We start from the raw sequence: 20,108 nt of genomic DNA, 5'->3' as shown, positions 1-20,108 counted from the left end.
GGACGGAACGTGCCGGCGCCACCTTGAACATTGGGCCGGGAGCGTCCATTTGGGCGGTAGGCATGACCGACATGGCGCCGCAATATCGGCCTTGAAGAAACCGGAAATGTGGTGTGAGTTCGTGGTCTGATCGCACCGGCTGGTCGTTTGTAACCCATGTGATCGGTCGGCTGACAAACGAGCGCGGGAAGCACAAACAATGCGGAAAAACTGGCTGTTCCTGGCGGGCACCGTGACCGGCGTCGGTCTGACTATGATGGTCAACGGGCCCGATGGCGCGCAACTCGTCGCCCGGGCCAAGGCCGCGGCCGGCATGGCCGACACCTACACGCAGCTCAACCTTTTCGGCGCCGTGTTCGAGCGTGTCCGCGCCGACTACGTCGAGAAGCCGAGCGATCCCGCGCTGATCGAGGGCGCCATCAACGGCATGGTGTCGTCGCTCGATCCACATTCGCGCTACATGAACGACAAATCCTGGCGCGACATGCAGGAGACCACCTCCGGCGAGTTCGGCGGGCTCGGCATCGAAGTGACTATGGAGGATGGCCTCGTCAAGGTGGTCGCGCCGATCGACGAGACGCCAGCCTCGAAGGCCGGCATTCTCTCGGGCGATCTCATCGCCAAGATCGATGGCGAGTCGGTGCAGGGTCTCACGCTCGAGCAGGCGGTCGCCAAGATGAAGGGCGGGGTCAACACCAAGACCAAGCTCACCATCATCCGCAAGGGCAAGGATGCGCCGCTCGACCTGGTGCTGATGCGCGAGATCATCCGCGTGCGTCCGGTGCGCTATCACACCGAAGGCGGCGACATCGGCTATATCAGAATCACGTCGTTCAACGAGCAGACCACCGAGAGCCTGCGCAAGGCGATCAGCAGCATCTCACGGGAGATCCCGCAGGAGAAGCTCGCCGGCTATGTCGTCGATCTGCGCAACAATCCGGGCGGTCTGCTCGATCAGGCGGTCTCGGTGTCGAGCACGTTCCTGTCGCGCGGCGAGGTGGTCTCCACGCGCGGCCGCAATCCCGACGAGACGCAGCGGTTCACCGCGCGGGGCGGCGACCTCATCAAGGGCAAGCCGCTCGTGGTACTGATCAATGGCGGATCGGCTTCCGCCTCGGAGATCGTGGCGGGCGCGCTGCACGACCACAAGCGTGCGACGCTGGTCGGCACGCGCTCGTTCGGCAAGGGCTCGGTGCAGACCATCATTCCGCTCGGTACTGGCAACGGCGCGCTGGCCCTGACCACGGCGCGCTACTACACGCCGTCGGGCCGCTCGATCCAGGCCCAGGGCATCGCCCCGGACATCGAGGTCAAGCAGGACGTGCCGGACGACATGAAGGATCGTACCGACATCAAGGGCGAAGCCTCGATGCGCGGTCATCTCTCGGCCGCCGACGGGACCGAGCAGACCGGCTCGCAGTCCTACGTTCCGCCGGAGGAGAAGGACGACAAGGCGCTGCACGCGGCGTTCAACGTGCTGCGCGGCGTCACCGTGAATGCCGACGTCCGCGCCAAGGCGGCGGTGCCGAACTGATCGCTGTCAGGATCCCGCGCCGCGTGAGCGCGGTTCTCCGACGGGGCGGCTTTGTGAAGCCGTCCCGTCGTGGTTTTCGACCAGTGCAGGCGGACATGGAGCGTGTCCGACTGCATCAAATATGTCAGGCCGGCGGCGGCCGCGTTCAACGGGCCGGTGGCGGCTTCGGGAAACATGGTTTGAATGCGGCTTGCGGGAAAGCCGCAAATTGCGACGGTCTTTATCGTTCGGCCGTCACGCCGCGTCGGAGCGTGGCCGCTTGCCGGCGGAGCCGTCGACGCGATGGCTGGCGAACAACTGCCTCACATCGGCGGCCGGCTTCGGAGGACTGAACAGATAGCCCTGCATCTCCGAGCAGCCGAGCCGCTTCAGGACCTGGCGCTGCGCCTCGGTCTCGACGCCTTCCGCCGTGGTCGACATCTTGCGGATCGCTGCGATGTTGACCACCGCCTGCACGATGCTCGCAGATCCTTCTGAGTCGGTGATGTCCTTGACGAAGCAGCGGTCGATCTTGATCTTGTCGAATGGGATCCGCTGCAGATAGCTCAAGCTGGAATACCCGGTGCCGAAATCGTCGAGCGCGATGCGCACGCCGAGCGCGCGCAGCTCGTACAGGGTATCGAGCGCATCGTCATCGCGCATCAGCACGGCCTCGGTGATCTCGAGTTCGAGCCGTCGTGGCGACAGGCCCGAAGCTGCCAGCGCCTTGGCGACCTTGAGGGCGAGAGTGCCGCTCTTGAACTGTACCGGCGAGACGTTGACGGCCAGCCGGATGTCGTCCGGCCAGGTCGCAGCTTCCGCGCAGGCGACGTTGAGGACGCGCTCGCCGAGCTGATTGATCAGGCCGGTGTCCTCGGCGATCGGAATGAACTCGGCCGGCGAGACGTTGCCGCGGGTCGGATGCTTCCAGCGCACCAGCGCTTCGCAGCCGACGATGCTGTCGTCCTGGAGGCTGACGCAGGGCTGGTAGTAGACCTCGAGCCGATCGTCGGCGATCGCCTGGCGCAGGTCGACCTCGAGCTGATGGCGGGCCTTGACCTGGGCATCCATCTCCGGCTCGAAGAACCGCCAGGTGCGGCGGCCGGCGGCCTTGGCGGCGTACATCGCCAGATCGGCATTTTTCATGATCTGGTCGAGTTCGGTGCCGTGCTGGGGAATGAGCGCGACCCCGATCGAGGCGTCGGCCGTCAGCTGATGGCCCAGGCAGTCGCGTGGAGCACGGATGGCGGCGAAGATGTCGTCGATCAGGCTGCTGATGTCTTCCCGGCTCTTGACCGCGCTCTGCACGACCGCGAACTCGTCGCCGCCCAGGCGCGCGACGAAGCCGGCGCTTCCCACGCATGCTCTGAGGTTGGCGGCAACGGACTTCAGCAACTCGTCGCCGATCAGATGGCCGAGCGAGTCGTTGACCCCCTTGAATTCGTCGATGTCGATATAGTGGAGCGCCAGAAGCCGGCCGCCCGAGAGGTTCGCAATCTCCTCCTTCAGGCGCTCATGGAACAGGGTGCGGTTCGGCAGCTCCGTCAGCGCGTCGTAATGCGCCAAGTGAGTGATCTGCTGCTCGGCCTGCCTGCGCTCGGTGATGTCCTCGTGGGTGGCGAGCCAGCCGCCGCCGACGATCGGCTCGTTCACGATCTGGATCGATCGGCCGTCCGGCGTCTCGAAGATCTGCGACTTCTTGCGGCCGACGTCGCGCAGCACCGCCGCGGCGTATTCGGCGTCGTCACCGGCGAGCGAGCCCGACGCCTTGCGGTGAGCGATCAGCTCGCGAAAGCTGCAACCCGGCTTCACCACGTCGGCGGAGAGGCCGTACATGTCGATGTAGCGCTGATTGCAGATGACGAGGCGTTCCGCTGCATCGAACAGAAGAAGGCCCTGGGTCATGTTGTTGACCGCCTTGTCGAGCCGTTCCTTCTCCAAGGTCAGACGGCGGCTGGAGTTCTCGTGGTCGCTGATCAGCCGGCGCACCACGATGTAGAGCAATCCGGCGATCAGCAGCGCCGAAGTGATGCCGATGCCGATCAGGAAGCGCATCTGCTCGCGCCAGTCGGCCAAGGCAGCTGCAACGGTGGTGGTCGCCGTCACGATCAGCGGGTAGCTCGTCAGCCGATGCGACGCGCCGATGCGGTGCTCGCCATCGACGGGACTGCTGAAAATCCCGGTGGTGTTGCCGTCGCCGGCCAGGATGCGGCGGAAGATCGGCGCATCCTTGTAGTTCTGGCTCAGCATGCCCTCGTGGCGAGGATAGCGGGCCAGCAAGGCCCCGTCGCGATGCATCATCGAGATCGCAGCATCCGGGCCGAGCGCGACCGACGCAAAGAAACGCTCGACATTGATGGGTTCGAGACTGCGGCTGATGACGCCGAGGAATTCGCCGGTGGGGCTCGTGAGCTTCAGCGCGATGACGGCGATATGCGTGCCTGTCACCCGGCCCACGACCGGTTCGATGAGCAATTGCGGCGATGTCGGATCGGACTTCAGCCGCTTGAAATAGGTGCGATCTGCCACGTTCACCGCCGGTACCGGCCAATCGGTCCCGGAGTTGATCAGGTTGCCGTCGGAATCGAAGATGCTGACGCCGCCGACATAGGATATGGCGCTCAGCTTGCCCTTGAGCATGGCGTTGACGCTGGCGCTTCCCATCTGTTCGCGAAAGCGGGCGCTGGTGTCGATGCGGTTCTGCCGGACGTAGTTGGCGAGATCGCGCTGGATGGCGCCGAGGTCCTCCATCTGCTGATCGAAATGGCGCGAAAGCAGCAGGACGGTGTTTTCCAGCTCGCGCGTCGCACTGTTGAGCGCGCGCTCCCGAAAGCTGTCGGCCATGATGGTCGCGCCGATCGCGATCGCGGCAATCAGCACGAGGCCTCCGGCGACGAGCCAGCGGATGGGTCCACCGCGGTCGGTCGACGTTCTGAAGGCACTTCCTGGACTGGTGTTCGTCATCGGTCCCGAATACGCGTGCGATTGAAGCGTTCTGGGACGGACGGTCATGACGTCCCTCCCATAGCAATGGCTACAGGCCTGCTATGGAAGTGAGGTTAGCAAGTTGAGTTAGCGAACAATTAATTCGAAGTTGTATCAGGCTTCTGGATACCGTTATGCGCGATAGTGCCCGGATTTTCCGCCGATTTTCTCGGTGAGATGGATGCCTTCGATGCGCACCCCGCGCTCCGCCGCCTTGATCATGTCGTAGATGGTCAGGCAGGCGACGGACACTGCGGTGAGCGCTTCCATCTCCACGCCGGTGGGGCCGGTGACCTTCACGGTGGCGCTCACGACGCAGCCGGGCAGGGCGGAATCCGGGGTGATGTCGACCGTGACCTTGGAGAGCGCCAGCGGGTGGCACAGCGGGATGAGTTCGGACGTCCGTTTCGCGGCCATGATGCCGGCAATGCGGGCAGTGCCGAGCACGTCGCCCTTCTTGGCATTGCCGGACACGATCAGTTCGAGCGTCGCCGGACTCATCACGACGCGGCCTTCGGCGGTGGCGGTTCGCTCGGTGGCGGCCTTGTCCGACACGTCGACCATGCGGGCTTCGCCACGGGCGTCGATATGAGTGAGAGACGGGGGATCGGACGGTTTGCCGGTCATGGTCAGCTGGCTGCGGCTGCGGGCGCAGCGTTCCTGGCGAGCAGGGCGCGCGTCGCCGCCGTCACGTCGGTCTGCCGCATCAGGCTTTCGCCGACCAGGAATGTCCGGATCTCGGCCTGCGCCAGCCGTGTGAGATCCGCCGGGGTAAAGATGCCGCTCTCGCCAACCAGCAGCCGGTCCTTCGGAACCAGCGGCGCCAGTGCTTCGGATGTGGCGAGCGTGGTTTCGAAGGTCCGCAGGTTGCGGTTGTTGATGCCGATCATCGGCGAGCGCAGCTTCAGCGCGCGATCGAGCTCGGCGCGGTCGTGGATCTCGATCAGCACGTCCATGCCGTGGGCGAGCGCCGTGGCCTCGATGTCCTGCGCAGCCGCATCATCGAGGGCCGCCATGATGATGAGGATGCAGTCGGCGCCATGAGCGCGCGCCTCGATCACCTGATAGGTGTCGAACATGAAATCCTTGCGCAGCACGGGCAGGGCGGTCGCGGCGCGCGCCGCCACCATGAAGTCGAGATGGCCCTGGAACGATGGTGTGTCGGTCAGCACCGAGAGACAGGCCGCTCCGCCGTCCTCATAGGCCTTGGCGAGAACCGGCGGATCGAAATCGGCGCGGATCAGCCCCTTCGACGGCGAGGCCTTCTTCACCTCGGCGATCAGCGCGTAGTCGCCCTTGGCGTGCTTGCTCCGGATCGCGGCGACGAAGCCGCGCGGCGGCGAGGCGTCGCGGGCCTGCGCCTCGAGCTGCGAGAGCGGATGCGCCTGCTTGGCGGCGGCGATCTCCTCGCGCTTATAGGCTTCGATCTTGGCCAGGATGTCCGACATGGCGCGCTCCGGGGATCAGCTGTTGGAGACCGCGATCAACTGCTTCAGACGGGCTGCAGCGGCGCCGCTGTCGAGCGCGTCGCGGCCGATCGCAACGCCCTCCTTGAGCGTCTTGGCGCGGCCGGCGACCACGAGCGCCGCGGCCGCGTTCAACAGCGCCACGTCACGATAGGGGCTTGGCATGCCGTCCAGCACGCTCTGCAGCGCGACGGCGTTGGCGGCGGCATCGCCGCCCTTCAGGCCATCGCCGCTGCTCCGGCCGAGGCCGGCGTCCTCGGGCGTGATCTCGAAGGTCCTGATCTGGCCGTTCTCGAGCGCGGCGACGAAGGTCGGTCCGGTCACCGTGATCTCGTCGAGACCATCCGAGCCGTGCACGACCCAGGCGGCTTCAGAGCCGAGGTTCTTCAGCACCTGCGCCAACGGCTCAACCCACTGCCGCGAGAACACCCCGACCATCTGGCGCTTGACGCTGGCCGGGTTGGACAGGGGTCCGAGCAGATTGAAGATCGTCCGGGTGGCGAGCTCGACCCGGGTCGGACCGACGTTCTTCATCGCCGGATGGTGGGCTGGCGCGAACATGAAGCCGATGCCGGCCTCGTGGACGCAACGCCCGACCTGGTCGGGCTTCAGATCGATCTTGACGCCGAGCGCGGCGAGCACGTCGGCCGCGCCCGACCGCGACGACAGCGCGCGGTTGCCGTGCTTGGCGACGGGCACGCCGGCGCCCGCAACGATGAAGGACGCGCAGGTCGAGACGTTCACCGAACCCGATCCGTCACCGCCGGTGCCGACGATGTCGACCGCGGTCGGAGGCGCATCGACGCGCAGCATCTTCGCGCGCATCACGCTGACCGCCCCGGTGATCTCGTCCACCGTCTCGCCGCGGACACGCAGCGCCATGAGCAGCGCGCCCATCTGCGATGGCGTCGCTTCGCCCGACATCATGCTGTCGAAGGCAGCTGCAGCCTCCTCACGCGACAGGACCGCGCCGGTCGCGACCTTGCCAATGATCGACTTGAGATCGTTCATCGCCCCACTCAGCCGTCCGTTACTGGTTGTTGCCGCCGCCGACCACTTGCGCCACGGCGGCCTCGTTGATCTTGGTGCCGATATCCTTCTCGAGCTTCATCACGAAGGCGGTGCCCTGCTCGTCGGCCAGGGCCCGCTGCAGCTGGTCCTTCAGCTTCTTGATGTCCTCGGACGCAAGGTCGACCTTCGGCTCGATGATGTCGGTCACGCGGAACACGATCCACTGCCGGCCGCCATCGGCCTCGGTCTGGCCGACGCCATCCTTGGCGGTACGGAAGGCGGCTGTGATCGCGCCGGCGGGAACACCGGGCGGCGTGGCGTCGCGTTTGAAGGCGGCGGCGGTCTCGACCTTGGTGCCGAGCGAAGCCGCCTCGTCGGCGAGCTTGCCGCCCTCGTTGAGCTTCTTGACCAGTTCAGTCGCCTTGGCGCGCAGCTTCGCCGCGATCTCGTCATCGCGCCATTTGGCCGCGACCTGATCCTTGACCTCGTCGAGCGTGCGATCGCGCGGCGGGGTGATGCCGAGCACCTCGAACCAGACATAGCCGCCGCGGAACGAGATCGGCTCGTTGTCGACGCCGACGTCGCTGTTGAACGCCTGCGCCACGACATCGAGACCGAGCGGAACGCCTTGCGCGGGCTGGCCGTTCGGCTGCTTGCCGGCGCGGTCGACCGACTCGATCGTCACGGCATTGAGGCCGAGCTTCTTGGCAGCCTCGGCGACGCTGGCGCCGCCGCCGCGCTCGTCTTCCATCTTGTCGCGCAGCGTCGCGACCTGCGACTTCGCGCGATCGGCAGCGATCTCTTTCTTGATGTCGGTAGCGACGCTCTCGTAAGCCGGCTCCTGGCCGGGCTGGATGGCGCTGACCTTCACCAGCACCACGTTGAAGGCGCCCTTGACCGGCTGGCTGACCTCGCCGGTCGGCAGCGAAAAGGCGGTGTCGGCCACGGCGGGATCCAGAATGGCGGACTTGGTCACCAGTCCGAGATCGAGATCAGCCTGATTGAGATTGCGCTCCTTGGCCAGCTCGTCGAACGTGATCTCGCCGGCAGCAATGCGAGCGCGCGCCGCCTGGGCTTCCTCCATGGTCGGGAAGGTCATCTGCTGGACCTGGCGCTTCTCCGGCGTGCCCATCAGCGCCTTGCGCTGGTCGAACAGCTTGCGGGCATCCTCATCCGAGACGTCGGACGATTTGCCGACGTCCTCCGGCGTCACCGTGACGAAGGAGATCTTGCGATATTCCGGCGCCTTGAACTGCGCCTTGTGCTGATCGAAGTAGGACGCCAGCACTTCCGGCGAGGGCGCGTCGATCGTGCCGGCCTGCGCGGCGTCGAGCCTGACGTACTCGATCGAGCGCTGCTCGTTCTGAAAGCGGCTCAGCGCCTCCAGCAGCGTATTCGACGGCTCGAGCCCGGCCGCGATCGTGCCGGTGATCTGGCGCCGCAGCGACTGCCGGCGCTGGTCGATCAGATAGCGCTGCTCGGTGAAGCCGAAATTGCGGATGATCGCCAGGAAGCGCTGCTGATCGAATGCGCCGTTGGGACCCTTGAAATTGGGATCGCTCAGGATCACGCGCAAAGTCTCGGCATCGGATTGATTGAGGCCAAGACGGCGGGCCTCTTCGTCGAGCGCCGCTTCCGCGATCGTCTGCTGCAGCACGCTGCGGTCGAGCCCGAACAGCCGGGCCTGCTCCTGGGTCAGCGGGCGGCCGATCTGGCGGCCGATCTGCTGCAGGCGGTCGGTATAGATCTGGCGGAACTCGTTGATCGAGATCTCGGTCCGTCCGACGGTCGCAGCCGTCGACTGCCCGAAGCCGCGGAAGATGTCGGCGATGCCCCAGATGCCGAAACTGACGATCAAAACGCCCATGACCACGGCCATGATGGTCTTGCCGAGCCAGTTTGATGAGGCCTTGCGTAATCCTCGAAGCATGGGTCCAGTCTGTCTGCAGGAAAAAGGATGAAAGGGCAGCGCCTTGGAGCGGATTCCGCGAGAGGGCGTCACCGAGGTGAAACGGCTTATAAAGAGGCAGCAGCCCGGTCGCAACCTCGGCTCTGAGGCGGATTGAAGCGGTGGGAAGACGGTGCGCGCTCTGGTACTCCTGCAGGGGCTCTGCTAGCCGATCCCCTGTCTCAACCCCTGCTGGAATCCTGCCATGACCGACCGCATCCGCCCCCTGATCGCCGGCAATTGGAAAATGAACGGCTTGAAGGCGTCGGCCGCCGAGTTCGAGGCCATGCTGGCGGGGGCGGCGGAGGTTACCGCCAAGGCGGATCTGCTGGTGTGTCCGCCGGCGACGCTGCTGGCGGCTTTTGCCGAGAAGGCACGCGGCGCCACGTCGATTGCGGTCGGCGCTCAGGATTGCCACGCCAAAGCGTCGGGAGCCCATACCGGCGACATTTCCGCGGAGATGCTGGCGGATGCCGGCGCCAGCGCCATCATCGTTGGCCACTCCGAGCGCCGTGCCGATCACGGCGAGAGCGATGTCGTGGTGCACCAGAAGACCGAAGCGGTCTGGCGCGCCGGGCTGGTCGCGATCGTTTGCGTCGGTGAGACCCAGCAGCAGCGCGACGCCGGGCTGACCTTGGAGATTTTGCGCGGCCAGCTCGCCCTCAGCCTGCCGGAGGGATCGCGGGCCGACAATCTGATCGTCGCCTATGAGCCGGTCTGGGCGATCGGCACCGGATTGACGCCGACCGCCGGGGATGTCGAGCAGATTCATGCCTTTATCAGGCAGTTGCTGAGCGAACGCTTCAACGAGCAGGGCGCCCGGATGCGCATCCTGTATGGCGGCTCGGTCAAGCCCTCCAATGCCGCCGAGCTGATGTCGGTCGCGAACGTCAACGGCGCGCTGGTCGGCGGTGCCAGCCTGAAAGCGGCCGATTTTCTCGCAATTGCGAAGGGTTGTTGAGAGACGAGGTGAGCTGGGCAAGCGCTGCGCCTTAGGCCGTTCCCCCGATTCGCTTCCAATAGATCATCGTGCCGGTGAGGCCGCCATGCGGCTTCAGGGCATAGTCCGGGATGATCCCGCTCAGCTGGAAGCCGGCACCTTCATAGAGTGATGAGGCGCCGCCATCCTCGGCGGTGTCGAGCACCAGCATCGTGCGGCCGAACTCGCGCGCGCGGGATTCGGCAGCGAGGAGCAAGGCGCGGGCGACGCCGCGGTTGCGGTGGCTGACCCGGGTCATCATCTTGGCGATCTCGGCGCGATGCGGCTGGTTGGGCGGCAGCTTCAGCTGCAGCGTCACCGTTCCGATCAGGTCCTGCTCGGCGAAGGCCCCCAGCACGATTCGCTCGCCGCGCTCCGCGGCCGCGAGCGAGTCCTGCCAGAACGCATCGGCATCGTCAGGAGTGAGCGGATGCATGAAGCTGACGGAGCCGCCGTGGGCGACGGTTTCGATCAGCATCGCGCTGAGTGCGGCGCGAATGGCCGGCGAGTCGGAGAGGGCTGCGATTCGGGGCGGCGACATGCTCAGCTCCTTGCAAGAGCGACGACATAGACGCACGGGGCGTCGGTCTCGTTGGCGAAGGTGGTGTCGATCGGCGGACCAAAGCCCAGGCAGTCGCCGGGGCCGAGCTCGTGGCGCTCCACGCCCTCGGTGATCGTCAAGCGTCCGCTCTGCACCCAGACCAGCTGGCGGATGTGGATGTAGGAGGAGGCTGGCAGCGTCACGCTGCGGCGGGCGGGCATCTCGACCGTCACCAGCTCGATCGGGTGATCCGGCCTGAGGAAGACCTGCCGCCTGACATAGCCCGTGTCGGGATCGCGCCAGACCGACTGCTCCGAGGCTTTCGACAGCCGCTCCGACTGCGCTTCGGCGCGCAGCATCAGGCCGGCCAGGGTCAGATCGAAGGCGCTGGCGAGCTTCACCAGCACAACGGCCGTAGGGCTGACCTCGGCGCGCTCGATCTTGCTGATGGTCGCCTTTGAAACGCCGGAGCGCTCGGCGAGGTCGGCCAGCGACCAGCCGCGGCTGTCGCGCTCGAGCTGCAGGCGCCGGGCGAGGCGCTGGCTGAAATCGTCTACAATTTGATCCATTTGTCTCTAATAGTGGAAATTGGCAAAACGGGCAAGCGGTGCAAGCACGCGGCAAAGCCGCGCTTGTGCGAAGCGCGGCTGCGATTATCTGCGGGGTGGCGTTGCCCGACATGATCGTGTAACACCGCGCAAATTTCCGAATAGCCCGCGAAGCTCTCGCGATCCCGGCCTCCGGCCCGGGGCCTGCGAGGGCTTGTGACGGAAGGTCACCATGCAGACTGTCTTGATCGTCATCCACCTCATGATCGTTGCCGTGCTGATCGGCGCCGTGCTGTTGCAGAAGTCCGAAGGCGGAGGCCTCGGGATGGGCGGCGGCGCCGGCTTCATGTCGAGCCGGGGCACCGCGAACCTGTTGACGCGGACGACGGCGATCCTCGCGGTCGGCTTCTTCGTCACCAGCCTGCTGCTGACCTGGCTGGCCGGATACGATCGCAAGCCGGCGTCGATTCTCGGCAACATGCCCGGACAGACGCAGTCGGGCGGGGCCACCCCGGTCGCGCCGACCGGCGGCGGCGTGCTCGACCAGCTCAAGAAGGCCGACGAGCAGCAGGCGCCCGCGGCGCCGTCCGCTCCGCAGGCCCCGCAGTCGCAATAACGCGGGGAAGCCATGCAGGAACGCAATTGGCTTCCTGCATCATGAGACGGTCTCAACTCTCTGAGATCATTCATATTTCGAAGTCACCCACAGGCCCGCGACAGCGTTGCGGGCCGGTCACGATTCGTTTTGGCGAATCGAGCGCGCGGCATTAAAGGTAGGCTCCCATGGCGCGGTACATCTTCATCACCGGCGGCGTGGTCTCCTCGCTCGGAAAGGGTCTGGCTTCAGCCGCGTTAGGCGCGCTGTTGCAGGCCCGCGGCTACAAGGTCCGGCTTCGCAAGCTCGACCCCTATCTCAACCTCGATCCAGGCACGATGTCGCCGTATCAGCACGGCGAAGTGTTCGTGACCGACGACGGCGCCGAGACCGATCTCGATCTCGGCCATTACGAGCGCTTCACCGGGCGGCCCGCGACCAAGGCCGACAACATCACCACGGGGCGCATCTACCAGGACATCCTGACCAAGGAACGCCGCGGCGACTATCTCGGCGCGACCATCCAGGTGGTCCCGCACGTCACCAACGCGATCAAGGATTTCGTGCTGTCGGGCAATGACGAGTACGATTTCGTGCTGGTCGAGATCGGCGGCACCGTCGGCGACATCGAGGGCCTGCCGTTCTTCGAGGCGATCCGGCAGCTCGGCAACGAGTTGCCGCGCGATCACGCCATCTACATCCATCTCACGTTGCTGCCGTACATTCCGAGCGCGGGCGAGCTGAAGACCAAGCCGACGCAGCATTCGGTGAAAGAGCTGCGCTCGATCGGCATCCAGCCGGACATCCTGCTGTGCCGCACCGATCGCGAGATCCCGAAGGAGGAGCGGCGCAAGCTCGGTCTGTTCTGCAACGTGCGCGAAAGCGCCGTGATCGAGGCGCGCGACGTCGACAACATCTACGCGGTGCCCGAGGCCTATCACGCCGCCGGCCTCGACGACGAGGTGCTGGCCGCGTTCGGCATCGAGCCGCGGATGCCGCCGGCGCTGGCGAGCTGGCACACCATCAACGAGCGCGTCCGCAATCCGGAAGGCGACGTGACGATCGCGATCGTCGGCAAGTACACGGGCATGAAGGACGCCTACAAGTCGCTGATCGAGGCGCTGTCGCATGGCGGCATCGCCAACAAGGTCCGCGTCAAGCTCGACTGGATCGAGAGCGAGGTGTTCGAGAACGAGGACCCGGCGCCCTTCCTCGAGCACGTCAACGGCATCCTCGTGCCCGGCGGCTTCGGCCAGCGCGGCGCCGAGGGCAAGATCCGCGCGGCGCAGTTCGCCAGGGAGCGCGACGTGCCGTATTTCGGCATCTGCTTCGGCATGCAGATGGCGGTCATCGAGGCCGCTCGCAATCTGGTCGGGATCACCGAGGCGAATTCGACCGAGTTTGGTCCGACCAAGGAGCCGCTGGTCGGCCTGATGACCGAGTGGCTGCGCGGCAACGAGCTGGAGAAGCGCTCCAAGAGCGGCGATCTCGGCGGCACGATGCGGCTCGGCGCCTATCCCGCCGCGCTCAAGCGCGGCAGCCGCGTGTCGGACGTTTACGGCGGCGCGACTGAGATTTCCGAGCGGCATCGCCACCGCTACGAGGTCAACACCGCCTACAAGGACCGGCTCGAGCAGCACGGCCTGAAGTTCTCCGGCCTGTCGCCCGACGGCGTGCTGCCGGAGATCGTGGAATACGAGGACCATCCGTGGTTCATCGGCGTCCAGTTCCACCCCGAGCTGAAGTCGCGGCCGTTCGAACCGCATCCGCTGTTCGCGTCCTTCATCCAGGCCGCGATGGTGCAGTCGCGGCTGGTGTAGCGGGCTGCCTGCCTCGAGCGTCATTGCGAGGAGCGCCAGCGACGAAGCAATCCAGAGTCCCGCTCGCGACTCTGGATTGCTTCGCTTCGCTCGCAATGACGGTCGGGGCGCGCAATGCGGCCTTTGACGGCCGCAGTGATTGTTGCGACAACGCTCCCTGTTCACGCGACGCAAGAACAGATCAGGGAGGATCACATGATCTACGAGAGCCGCATCTATCGCTGCATTCCGGGCCGGCTGCCGGCGCTGCTGAAGCGCTTCGAGACGACGACGCTGAAGCTGTGGGAGAAGCATGGCATCCGCCCGGTCGGTTTCTTCACCACCCTGATCGGTGAATCCAACCAGGACCTGACCTATTTCCTCGCCTGGGAATCGCTCGCCGAGCGCGAGACCAAGTGGACGGCGTTCATGACCAATCCCGATTGGATCGCGGCGCGCGCCAAGAGCGAGGAGGACGGCCAGATCGTCGCCAACATCACCAGCCAGTTCCTGGTGCCGACGGCGTTCTCGGCGCTGAAATAGGCCCGGGCAAGGGGCGGGGATGACCGATCCCCGCAACCCTGCTATTCGCGGGCCCGTGCCGGGTTGATCCGGCGGCCTGCGCCGGGCCATGGTCGCGCGCTCAAAGAGGATGATGTCGTGAACGCTCCGATCTCCGCCGCGCCGGTCGTCAGCGCCGGCTCCGTCAAGTTCGGCAATCAGCTGCCGCTGGCGGTCATCGCCGGTCCCTGTCAGCTCGAGAGCCGCGCGCATGCGCTCGAGGTCGCCTCGGCGCTGAAGGAGATCGCGACGCGCCTCGGCATCGGGCTCGTCTACAAGACCTCGTTCGACAAGGCCAACCGCAGCAGCGGCACGGCGGCGCGCGGCCTTGGCCTGACGCAATCGCTGCCGATCTTCGCCGAGATTCGTTCGTCGCTCGGTCTTCCCGTGCTGACCGACGTGCACGATGCGAGCCAGTGCGCCGAGGTGGCGCAGGCGGTCGACATCCTGCAGATCCCGGCCTTCCTGTGCCGCCAGACCGACCTGCTGCTCGCGGCGGCTGCGACCGGCAAGGTCATCAACGTCAAGAAGGGCCAGTTCCTGGCGCCGTGGGACATGGCCAACGTCGTCGCCAAGATCACCGGCGCCGGCAATCCGAATGTGCTGGCGACCGAGCGCGGCGTCTCGTTCGGCTACAACACGCTGGTCTCGGACATGCGCGCGCTGCCGATCATGGCGCGCACCACCGGCGCGCCCGTGATCTTCGATGCGACGCATTCGGTGCAGCAGCCGGGCGGCAAGGGGACCTCCACGGGCGGCGAGCGCGAATTCGTGCCGGTGCTGGCCCGCGCGGCGGTGGCGGTCGGCGTCGCCGGCGTGTTCATCGAGACGCATCCCGATCCCGATCATGCGCCCTCCGACGGACCGAACATGGTGCCGCTCGCCGAGTTCGAAGGGCTGTTGCGGACGCTGATGGCATTCGACCATCTCGCGAAGGGGCAGGTGTCCGAAGGCGCCGCGCGCTGATGCACCAGCCCGTCGCCAGGCCTGCCGAGCAGAAGTTTCCGCCAGCCGTGAACATCATCGCGCTGGCGGGCTTCTCGGCGGCGCTGTCGACGCGGGCGCTCGACCCGGTGCTGCCGCACGTCGCCGAGGATTTTGCGATCAGCATCACCACCGCGGCAAGCATCGCCGCAGGCTATGCGCTGATCTACGCGCTGATCCAGCCGGCGATCGGCGCCGCCGCCGACCTGTTCGGCAAGGCGCGGCTGATGACCTTGTGCCTCGCGCTGCTCGGCGTCGCCAGCGTGCTCGGCGCGTTCGCGACCTCGTTTCCGCTGCTGTTCGCGACGCGCATTTTCGCCGGCATCGCCTCCGGCGGCGTGTTTCCGGTCGCGCTCGGGCTGACCGCCGATCTCGTCGCGCCCGACAAGCGCCAGGTCGCGATCGGCCGCACCTTGGCGGGCTCGATGGCCGGCAATCTGCTCGGCGCGACCGCGTCCGGCATCATCGGCGACCTGATCGGCTGGCGCGGCGTGCTCGCGATCCTCGGCGCGCTCGGACTGATCGCCTCCTTCGCGGTCGCCGCCGGCTTCCGCGGCGCCAAGGTCACGCACGCGCCGACCACCGATCTTGCCGCGCTGAGGAAGGGCTACCGCACCATCTTCACCAACCCGAATGCGCGGTTCTGCTTCTCGGCCGTGTTCGTCGAAGGCTGCTGCGTGTTCGGGCTGTTTCCGTTCATCGCCGCGTTCCTGTTCGATCTCGGCGAGACCTCGCTGTCGATCGCCGGCATCGTGATCGCGGGCTTTGCGGTCGGCGGGCTGTTCTATACCTTCACGGTGTCGAGCTTCCTGCCGCGGCTCGGCGTCAAGGGCATGATGATCACGGGTGCCGCCCTCGTCGGGCTGCAGCTCGCTGCGCTCGCGCTCGGTCCGGGCTGGAAGCTGCAGTTCGGCGCCATGCTCCTGATGGGCTGGGGCTTCTACATGATCCATGGCTGCCTGCAGGTGTTCGCCAGCGAGCTGTCGATCGAGGCGCGCGCGACCGCGATGTCGCTGCACTCGTTCTTCTTCTTCCTGGGCCAGACCGTCGGCCCGATCGCCTACGGCTTCGGCCTCGTCCATGGGGGCAAGCAGCCGACCCTGCTCGTCGCCGCCGTGCTGATGGCCGTGCTCGGCTTCGCCTGCGCCGCACTGCTGCGGCAGCGCCCGCCGGCCGATGCGGCGGCTACCTGACGACCGTCTCTGGCTTGAGCGCAGGGCTTCCGCATTTGAAGTTATGGAGCCGTCGCTGCACGAACGCCTGCTAATTTGTTGCTCCGTCATGCCCGGGCTTGTCCCGGGCATCCACGTCCATCTCAGGGCGCCGAACGACGTGGATGGCCGGGACAGGCCCGGCCATGACGACGCGGAGACAGGTGAGTGCAAAATGCCCATCGTCAGCTGCGCTAGCCCTGGCTGAGAGCGAGGACACGCCTTCTTCCTCTCGATGCTGAACATGCCCGGCTGAGACATCTGTGCTCGGCGCGTCATTTGTCGCGAGACGTGTCGCCGCCATCTCGCGGCGCATCTGCGTCCGAGCTTTGCCGTTTGGACATGCCCTCCTTGAAAAGAGGGCACGGGGAATGCCGGGAGCTGGCCGCCCCCATGGCCCGCCTGCAGAAAAGAATGCAGGCGGCAGGAACCACAGGTTCAGCCGAGACATCCCGGCATTCCCCGCGCGATGGTTGAGCGGCTTATACGTACTCTCCCCGGGGACCGGGCTGTCTTGCCCCCGTCACGGCTGGATCATCATCACCATCCGCTTGGCCTCAGCGTCGGGAGGCCAGGACCATACGATTTCGCCGGCGCATCAGGCCCGTTCGTCCGCATGACTGAACACGCTGCGAACCCGACACACCCACCGCATCCCGCCTCAACGTCCGTGACGACCGCGAAGCGCCCCTCTGATCGAGACGGGACGGCGATAGACAATCATGGATTCTGATAAAAAGAAATAAGAATATTTTCGCGGAAGGACTGGACAGGGGTGATCGGCTTGATCACGCTGGCCAAATCCTTTTCTGGATGCAGGCTGCCTGACGGTCGAATTGAGACGGCGAAGCCATCTGTTTGGACGAAGCGCGACCGACGGGCGACTCGCCAGTGCCGATCGTGCTGTAACCTGAGGGGGCTTTCGACCCGTCTTAGTTCAAGCGTGCGGTTGGAAACGGTCCTCTACATGGTTGCCATTGGTCCTGCATGATGTTCGAGACATTCAAGAGATATTTTCTTCGAGACGCAGGCCCAACATCGAGCGGCCCCCTGACCGACTCATCAAGTGGCGCGAACTTGCGACCTGAGGCCGCGAAACTGTTCGCCGAATTTGGTGGAAGCTCCTTCAACGGCGGGCTGTATCGCGTGGTGCGGGTGAGCAGCCTCGATACATGGGCCGGGCGCGTCGGTGGTGCGTTTCCCGAATTCAAGGGACGCATCACGTGCTTCGGTTATGATTGGCTCGGCCGGGCGTTCGCGATCGATGAGAGGCGCCTCGAAGGCGGAATGCCCGGTGTGGTCATGTTTGAGCCAGGCACTGGGCAGGCTCTGAAAATTCCTGCCAACATCGAAACCTTCCACGATGACGAGCTCGTCAATTTTGGCGAGTCTGCCCTTGCAGTCGATTTTTGCCGGCGCTGGCAGAAACTTGTTCCTACAAAATTAGAATACGATCAGTGTGCCGGTTATAGGAAGCCACTATTCCTTGGCGGAGTAGATGATGTCGAAAATTTGGAGCTTTCCGATATCGACGTGTATTGGCACATCTTTGGCCAGCTTATACTCAAGGCAAAGGGGCTTCTTGTCGGAACGCAGATCCGTATCAGTGATCCCAGTGGTCGGTGAAGATTAGTCCAGAGTTAGGCACATTCGAGCGCAATCCGTCCGGGCGGCAGTGGTCAAGAGGGCGTACATGGTCCGCTATGACAGCGAGAACGAGGTATGCTGGTTGTGAAAGTAAACCGCCTTCCGGATTTGACAAGCGCGCCGGAGAGCAGTCCTGGCCTCATCTCACGTGATGGTCCTCCTCTGGCCATGCTCGAATTTTCGACGAGTCCGGTCCCGAGCTTTGTTGACGTCGAAAAGATGATGGCCGACGTCTGCGAGGTGGCGAGACCGTTGATGCTCAGGTTGTTTGCCGACGAATTCAAGTTTTGGTTCCTGAGAGTTGATATTGAGCGGACGCCGGAGATGAAGAGGCAGCGGCCCGACTATGCTCTCGCGAACCAGCTGCGCGACGCGCATGTGCTCGGCCCAGAGGCTCTGGAGAGCGTCTTGTCGGCTTTGGGGTCCGAGCGGCGCGTTGGACTGTTTTCGATCGTGGAAGATCGCCTCTTCGAAGCATGTCTGTTCATGACGAGGAATGCCCTTTCCATCGGAGTTCTCTCCGCTCGCGCGCAATTCCCGAGCAACGAGACGCTTGCGTCGGCCTATCGGGCTGCTGCGTTCGACGACGACGGACAGCGCTACGATTGGATCAATTGGCGCGCGCTGGCGGCCTCGCTCTGTCCGCTCGGAGACATCGTCGTGAAAACCCGCGGTGCGTTCGATGATCCATATCGTATGGTCGATCTCGTCTATGATCCGCGAGTGACTCATTTGTAGGCGGGGTCATCGTTTGAAGGAGGTTGATTGCGCTGCACGCGCTGTCGGTTATTGAGTGCAGCGTAACCGTAACGCCATTTCAATCGTTTGCTCGACCGATTCGATCGACCAAGTCGGCCAATTGTTCATTCAAGTCCAAAATCCTTGTATCCAGTACATCTTTGACCAGTTCTCGTGCAACTTTCACTTTGTCGCTCTCGGTAAAGAGTTTTGACGAACGATTGCCGCTCTCCGTGAGAGGATAAAAGTGAAGCGCGTGTTGATACATTCCGCCAGATCCTGAGGAATGATACTTTCGGGGGTATATCTTTTTTATGGCTTCATGGAGAAGTCCGAAGTCAATGTAGTTCTCGACCTCGCGCCCCGCGGTTACCCATGCCTTGCTACCTCCCCGCGACAACTCTCCGACTATTCTTTTTTTGGTATCGTTTATTTCATCGTTCTCGCTGGACTTGTCGCTGTCCATTAGAACACACAGATTCTGGTTCAGTGAGCGTAAGCGGATGAACTCGGTGACCTCTTCATCATCCGCTGAGAGGTGGCTTAGCAAGCGACCGCCATAGAATATTATCGAGTAGTGAATGCCTTCTACTAAATCTGGCCTGAAAAGGCTGATCCATCGCTTCAGATAAATTCGGTCGGAAGGACCTTCAACCCAAGCGACATAATTTGATTGGACAATATCTGACGCCCGCACTCCCAAATCGTTGCATATTGCAAAGCGTTTGACCTTGCCCCCAAGTTTTATCCAGGTCTCAGTTCGTTCGGGCGGTTGGATGTGCCCATCCGGGCGGTGGTAGCGGCGGGGGCTGGCGCGGAGCTCTCGACATGGCGCAGTGCCAGATCCCGACGCGGATTGCAGGTTGCGGCGAACTCGGACGGCGTTTTCCACCCGAGCTGCGAGTGTGGTCGTTCATCATTGTAGTCGGCCCGCCAGCATCGGAGCGCGACGCGGGCCTGGGCGAGCGAGGTGAACAGCGTCTCGTTCAGCAGTTCATCCCGCAGGCGGCCGTTGAAGCTCTCGATGAAGGCGTTCTGCATGGGTTTGCCCGGCGCGATGTAGTGCCAGGCGACACGGCTCTGATCGGTCCAGGTCAGGATGGCATTGCTCGTGAACTCGCTGCCGTTGTCGCTCACCCACCATCCTGGGCTTGCCGCGCTCGGCGACCAGCCGGTCCAGTTCCCGAGCGACCCGGGCGCCCGAGAGTGAGGTGTCGGCCACCAGCGCCAGGCACTCGCGGGTGCAGTCGTCGACCACGGTCAGGATGCGGAAGCGCCGGCCATCGGTCATCTGATCCGACACGAAGTCGAGCGACCAGCGATCATTCGGGAGCAGCGGCACCGTCATTGGCGCCCGTGTGCCGAGGGCCCGCTTACGGCCACCTCTGCGGCGCACCGTGAGCCGTTCCTCCCGGTACAGACGGAACAGCTTCTTGTGATTGACCAGGTAGCCCTCCCGCTTGAGCAGGACGTGCAGGCGACGATAGCCGAAGCGGCGGCGCTCATGGGCGATCGCCCTCATGCGCTGCCGCAGCCCGGCATCATCGGCCCGGCTCGTCTGATATCTGACCGTCATGCGGCA

At 64.7% G+C, this 20,108-nt stretch carries 17 protein-coding genes and 1 pseudogene; 9 read left to right on the top strand and 9 right to left on the bottom strand.

Features of this window, described 5'->3' with window-relative positions; genetic code table 11:
• Nucleotides 1–199: 199 nt before the first annotated feature.
• Nucleotides 200–1,534: a S41 family peptidase gene (locus ACQR1I_RS30515; protein ID WP_434870133.1), complete on the top strand. Its 1,335-nt coding sequence runs from the start codon at nucleotides 200–202 to the stop codon at nucleotides 1,532–1,534.
• 234 nt (nucleotides 1,535–1,768) lie between these two features.
• Here the strand turns inward: ACQR1I_RS30515 and ACQR1I_RS30510 are convergent, their stop codons facing one another.
• The 5 genes from ACQR1I_RS30510 to ACQR1I_RS30490 form a co-directional block, all read right to left on the bottom strand.
• Nucleotides 1,769–4,477 carry a bifunctional diguanylate cyclase/phosphodiesterase gene (locus tag ACQR1I_RS30510; protein WP_434870150.1) on the bottom strand — a complete coding sequence of 903 codons (2,709 nt, stop codon included), beginning with the start codon at nucleotides 4,475–4,477 and terminating at the stop codon, nucleotides 1,769–1,771.
• 153 nt (nucleotides 4,478–4,630) lie between these two features.
• On the bottom strand, nucleotides 4,631–5,125 hold the full coding sequence (moaC, locus tag ACQR1I_RS30505) for a cyclic pyranopterin monophosphate synthase MoaC (RefSeq protein ID WP_434870134.1): 495 nt from the start codon (nucleotides 5,123–5,125) through the stop codon (nucleotides 4,631–4,633).
• A gap of 2 nt (nucleotides 5,126–5,127) precedes the next feature.
• Complete coding sequence (trpC, locus tag ACQR1I_RS30500; protein WP_434870135.1) at nucleotides 5,128–5,946, bottom strand: indole-3-glycerol phosphate synthase TrpC; 819 nt, start codon at nucleotides 5,944–5,946, stop codon at nucleotides 5,128–5,130.
• Between the two features lie 15 nt (nucleotides 5,947–5,961).
• Nucleotides 5,962–6,975 (bottom strand): anthranilate phosphoribosyltransferase, encoded by a 1,014-nt coding sequence (trpD, locus tag ACQR1I_RS30495; protein ID WP_434870136.1) that lies wholly within the window; start codon nucleotides 6,973–6,975, stop codon nucleotides 5,962–5,964.
• A 19-nt stretch (nucleotides 6,976–6,994) separates the two neighbouring features.
• Entirely contained in the window at nucleotides 6,995–8,905 is a 1,911-nt protein-coding gene (locus ACQR1I_RS30490) for a peptidyl-prolyl cis-trans isomerase (protein ID WP_434870137.1), read from the bottom strand.
• Nucleotides 8,906–9,128: 223 nt separating this feature from the next.
• On the opposite strand from ACQR1I_RS30490, the gene tpiA reads away from it, so the two are divergent.
• A complete protein-coding gene (gene tpiA, locus ACQR1I_RS30485) occupies nucleotides 9,129–9,884 on the top strand; it encodes a triose-phosphate isomerase (protein WP_434870138.1) in 756 nt (251 codons plus the stop codon).
• Between the two features lie 31 nt (nucleotides 9,885–9,915).
• Here tpiA and ACQR1I_RS30480 read toward each other — a convergent pair whose 3' ends face one another.
• Nucleotides 9,916–10,443 (bottom strand): GNAT family N-acetyltransferase, encoded by a 528-nt coding sequence (locus ACQR1I_RS30480; protein ID WP_434870139.1) that lies wholly within the window; start codon nucleotides 10,441–10,443, stop codon nucleotides 9,916–9,918.
• 2 nt (nucleotides 10,444–10,445) lie between these two features.
• Nucleotides 10,446–11,012 carry a helix-turn-helix domain-containing protein gene (locus tag ACQR1I_RS30475; protein ID WP_434870140.1) on the bottom strand — a complete coding sequence of 189 codons (567 nt, stop codon included), beginning with the start codon at nucleotides 11,010–11,012 and terminating at the stop codon, nucleotides 10,446–10,448.
• Between the two features lie 211 nt (nucleotides 11,013–11,223).
• On the opposite strand from ACQR1I_RS30475, the gene secG reads away from it, so the two are divergent.
• The 7 genes from secG (at nucleotide 11,224) to ACQR1I_RS30440 (ending at nucleotide 18,526) form a co-directional block, all read left to right on the top strand.
• A complete protein-coding gene (secG, locus tag ACQR1I_RS30470) occupies nucleotides 11,224–11,607 on the top strand; it encodes a preprotein translocase subunit SecG (protein ID WP_434870141.1) in 384 nt (127 codons plus the stop codon).
• 167 nt (nucleotides 11,608–11,774) lie between these two features.
• Nucleotides 11,775–13,406, top strand: coding sequence for a CTP synthase (locus tag ACQR1I_RS30465; RefSeq protein WP_434870142.1), 1,632 nt, complete (start codon nucleotides 11,775–11,777; stop codon nucleotides 13,404–13,406).
• 195 nt (nucleotides 13,407–13,601) lie between these two features.
• Entirely contained in the window at nucleotides 13,602–13,928 is a 327-nt protein-coding gene (locus tag ACQR1I_RS30460) for an NIPSNAP family protein (protein ID WP_315756696.1), read from the top strand.
• A 117-nt stretch (nucleotides 13,929–14,045) separates the two neighbouring features.
• Nucleotides 14,046–14,912, top strand: a complete 867-nt coding sequence (gene kdsA / locus ACQR1I_RS30455) for a 3-deoxy-8-phosphooctulonate synthase (RefSeq protein ID WP_434870143.1) — start codon at nucleotides 14,046–14,048, stop codon at nucleotides 14,910–14,912.
• Nucleotides 14,912–16,123 carry an MFS transporter gene (locus ACQR1I_RS30450; RefSeq protein ID WP_434870144.1) on the top strand — a complete coding sequence of 404 codons (1,212 nt, stop codon included), beginning with the start codon at nucleotides 14,912–14,914 and terminating at the stop codon, nucleotides 16,121–16,123. Before kdsA ends, ACQR1I_RS30450 begins: the two co-directional genes overlap by 1 nt.
• Nucleotides 16,124–17,128: 1,005 nt before the next feature.
• Nucleotides 17,129–17,767: a T6SS immunity protein Tdi1 domain-containing protein gene (locus tag ACQR1I_RS30445; RefSeq protein WP_434888858.1), complete on the top strand. Its 639-nt coding sequence runs from the start codon at nucleotides 17,129–17,131 to the stop codon at nucleotides 17,765–17,767.
• Nucleotides 17,768–17,863: 96 nt separating this feature from the next.
• Nucleotides 17,864–18,526 (top strand): hypothetical protein, encoded by a 663-nt coding sequence (locus ACQR1I_RS30440; RefSeq protein WP_434870146.1) that lies wholly within the window; start codon nucleotides 17,864–17,866, stop codon nucleotides 18,524–18,526.
• A 79-nt stretch (nucleotides 18,527–18,605) separates the two neighbouring features.
• Here ACQR1I_RS30440 and ACQR1I_RS30435 read toward each other — a convergent pair whose 3' ends face one another.
• Entirely contained in the window at nucleotides 18,606–19,223 is a 618-nt protein-coding gene (locus ACQR1I_RS30435) for a hypothetical protein (RefSeq protein ID WP_434870147.1), read from the bottom strand.
• 47 nt (nucleotides 19,224–19,270) lie between these two features.
• Nucleotides 19,271–20,108 (bottom strand): annotated as a pseudogene (locus ACQR1I_RS30430) (IS3 family transposase); the annotation flags it as partial.

The organism is Bradyrhizobium sp. HKCCYLS2038 (genome assembly GCF_051167655.1).
Taxonomy (GTDB): Bacteria; Pseudomonadota; Alphaproteobacteria; order Rhizobiales; family Xanthobacteraceae; genus Bradyrhizobium.
This window is presented reverse-complemented; position numbering and strand designations above follow the sequence as displayed.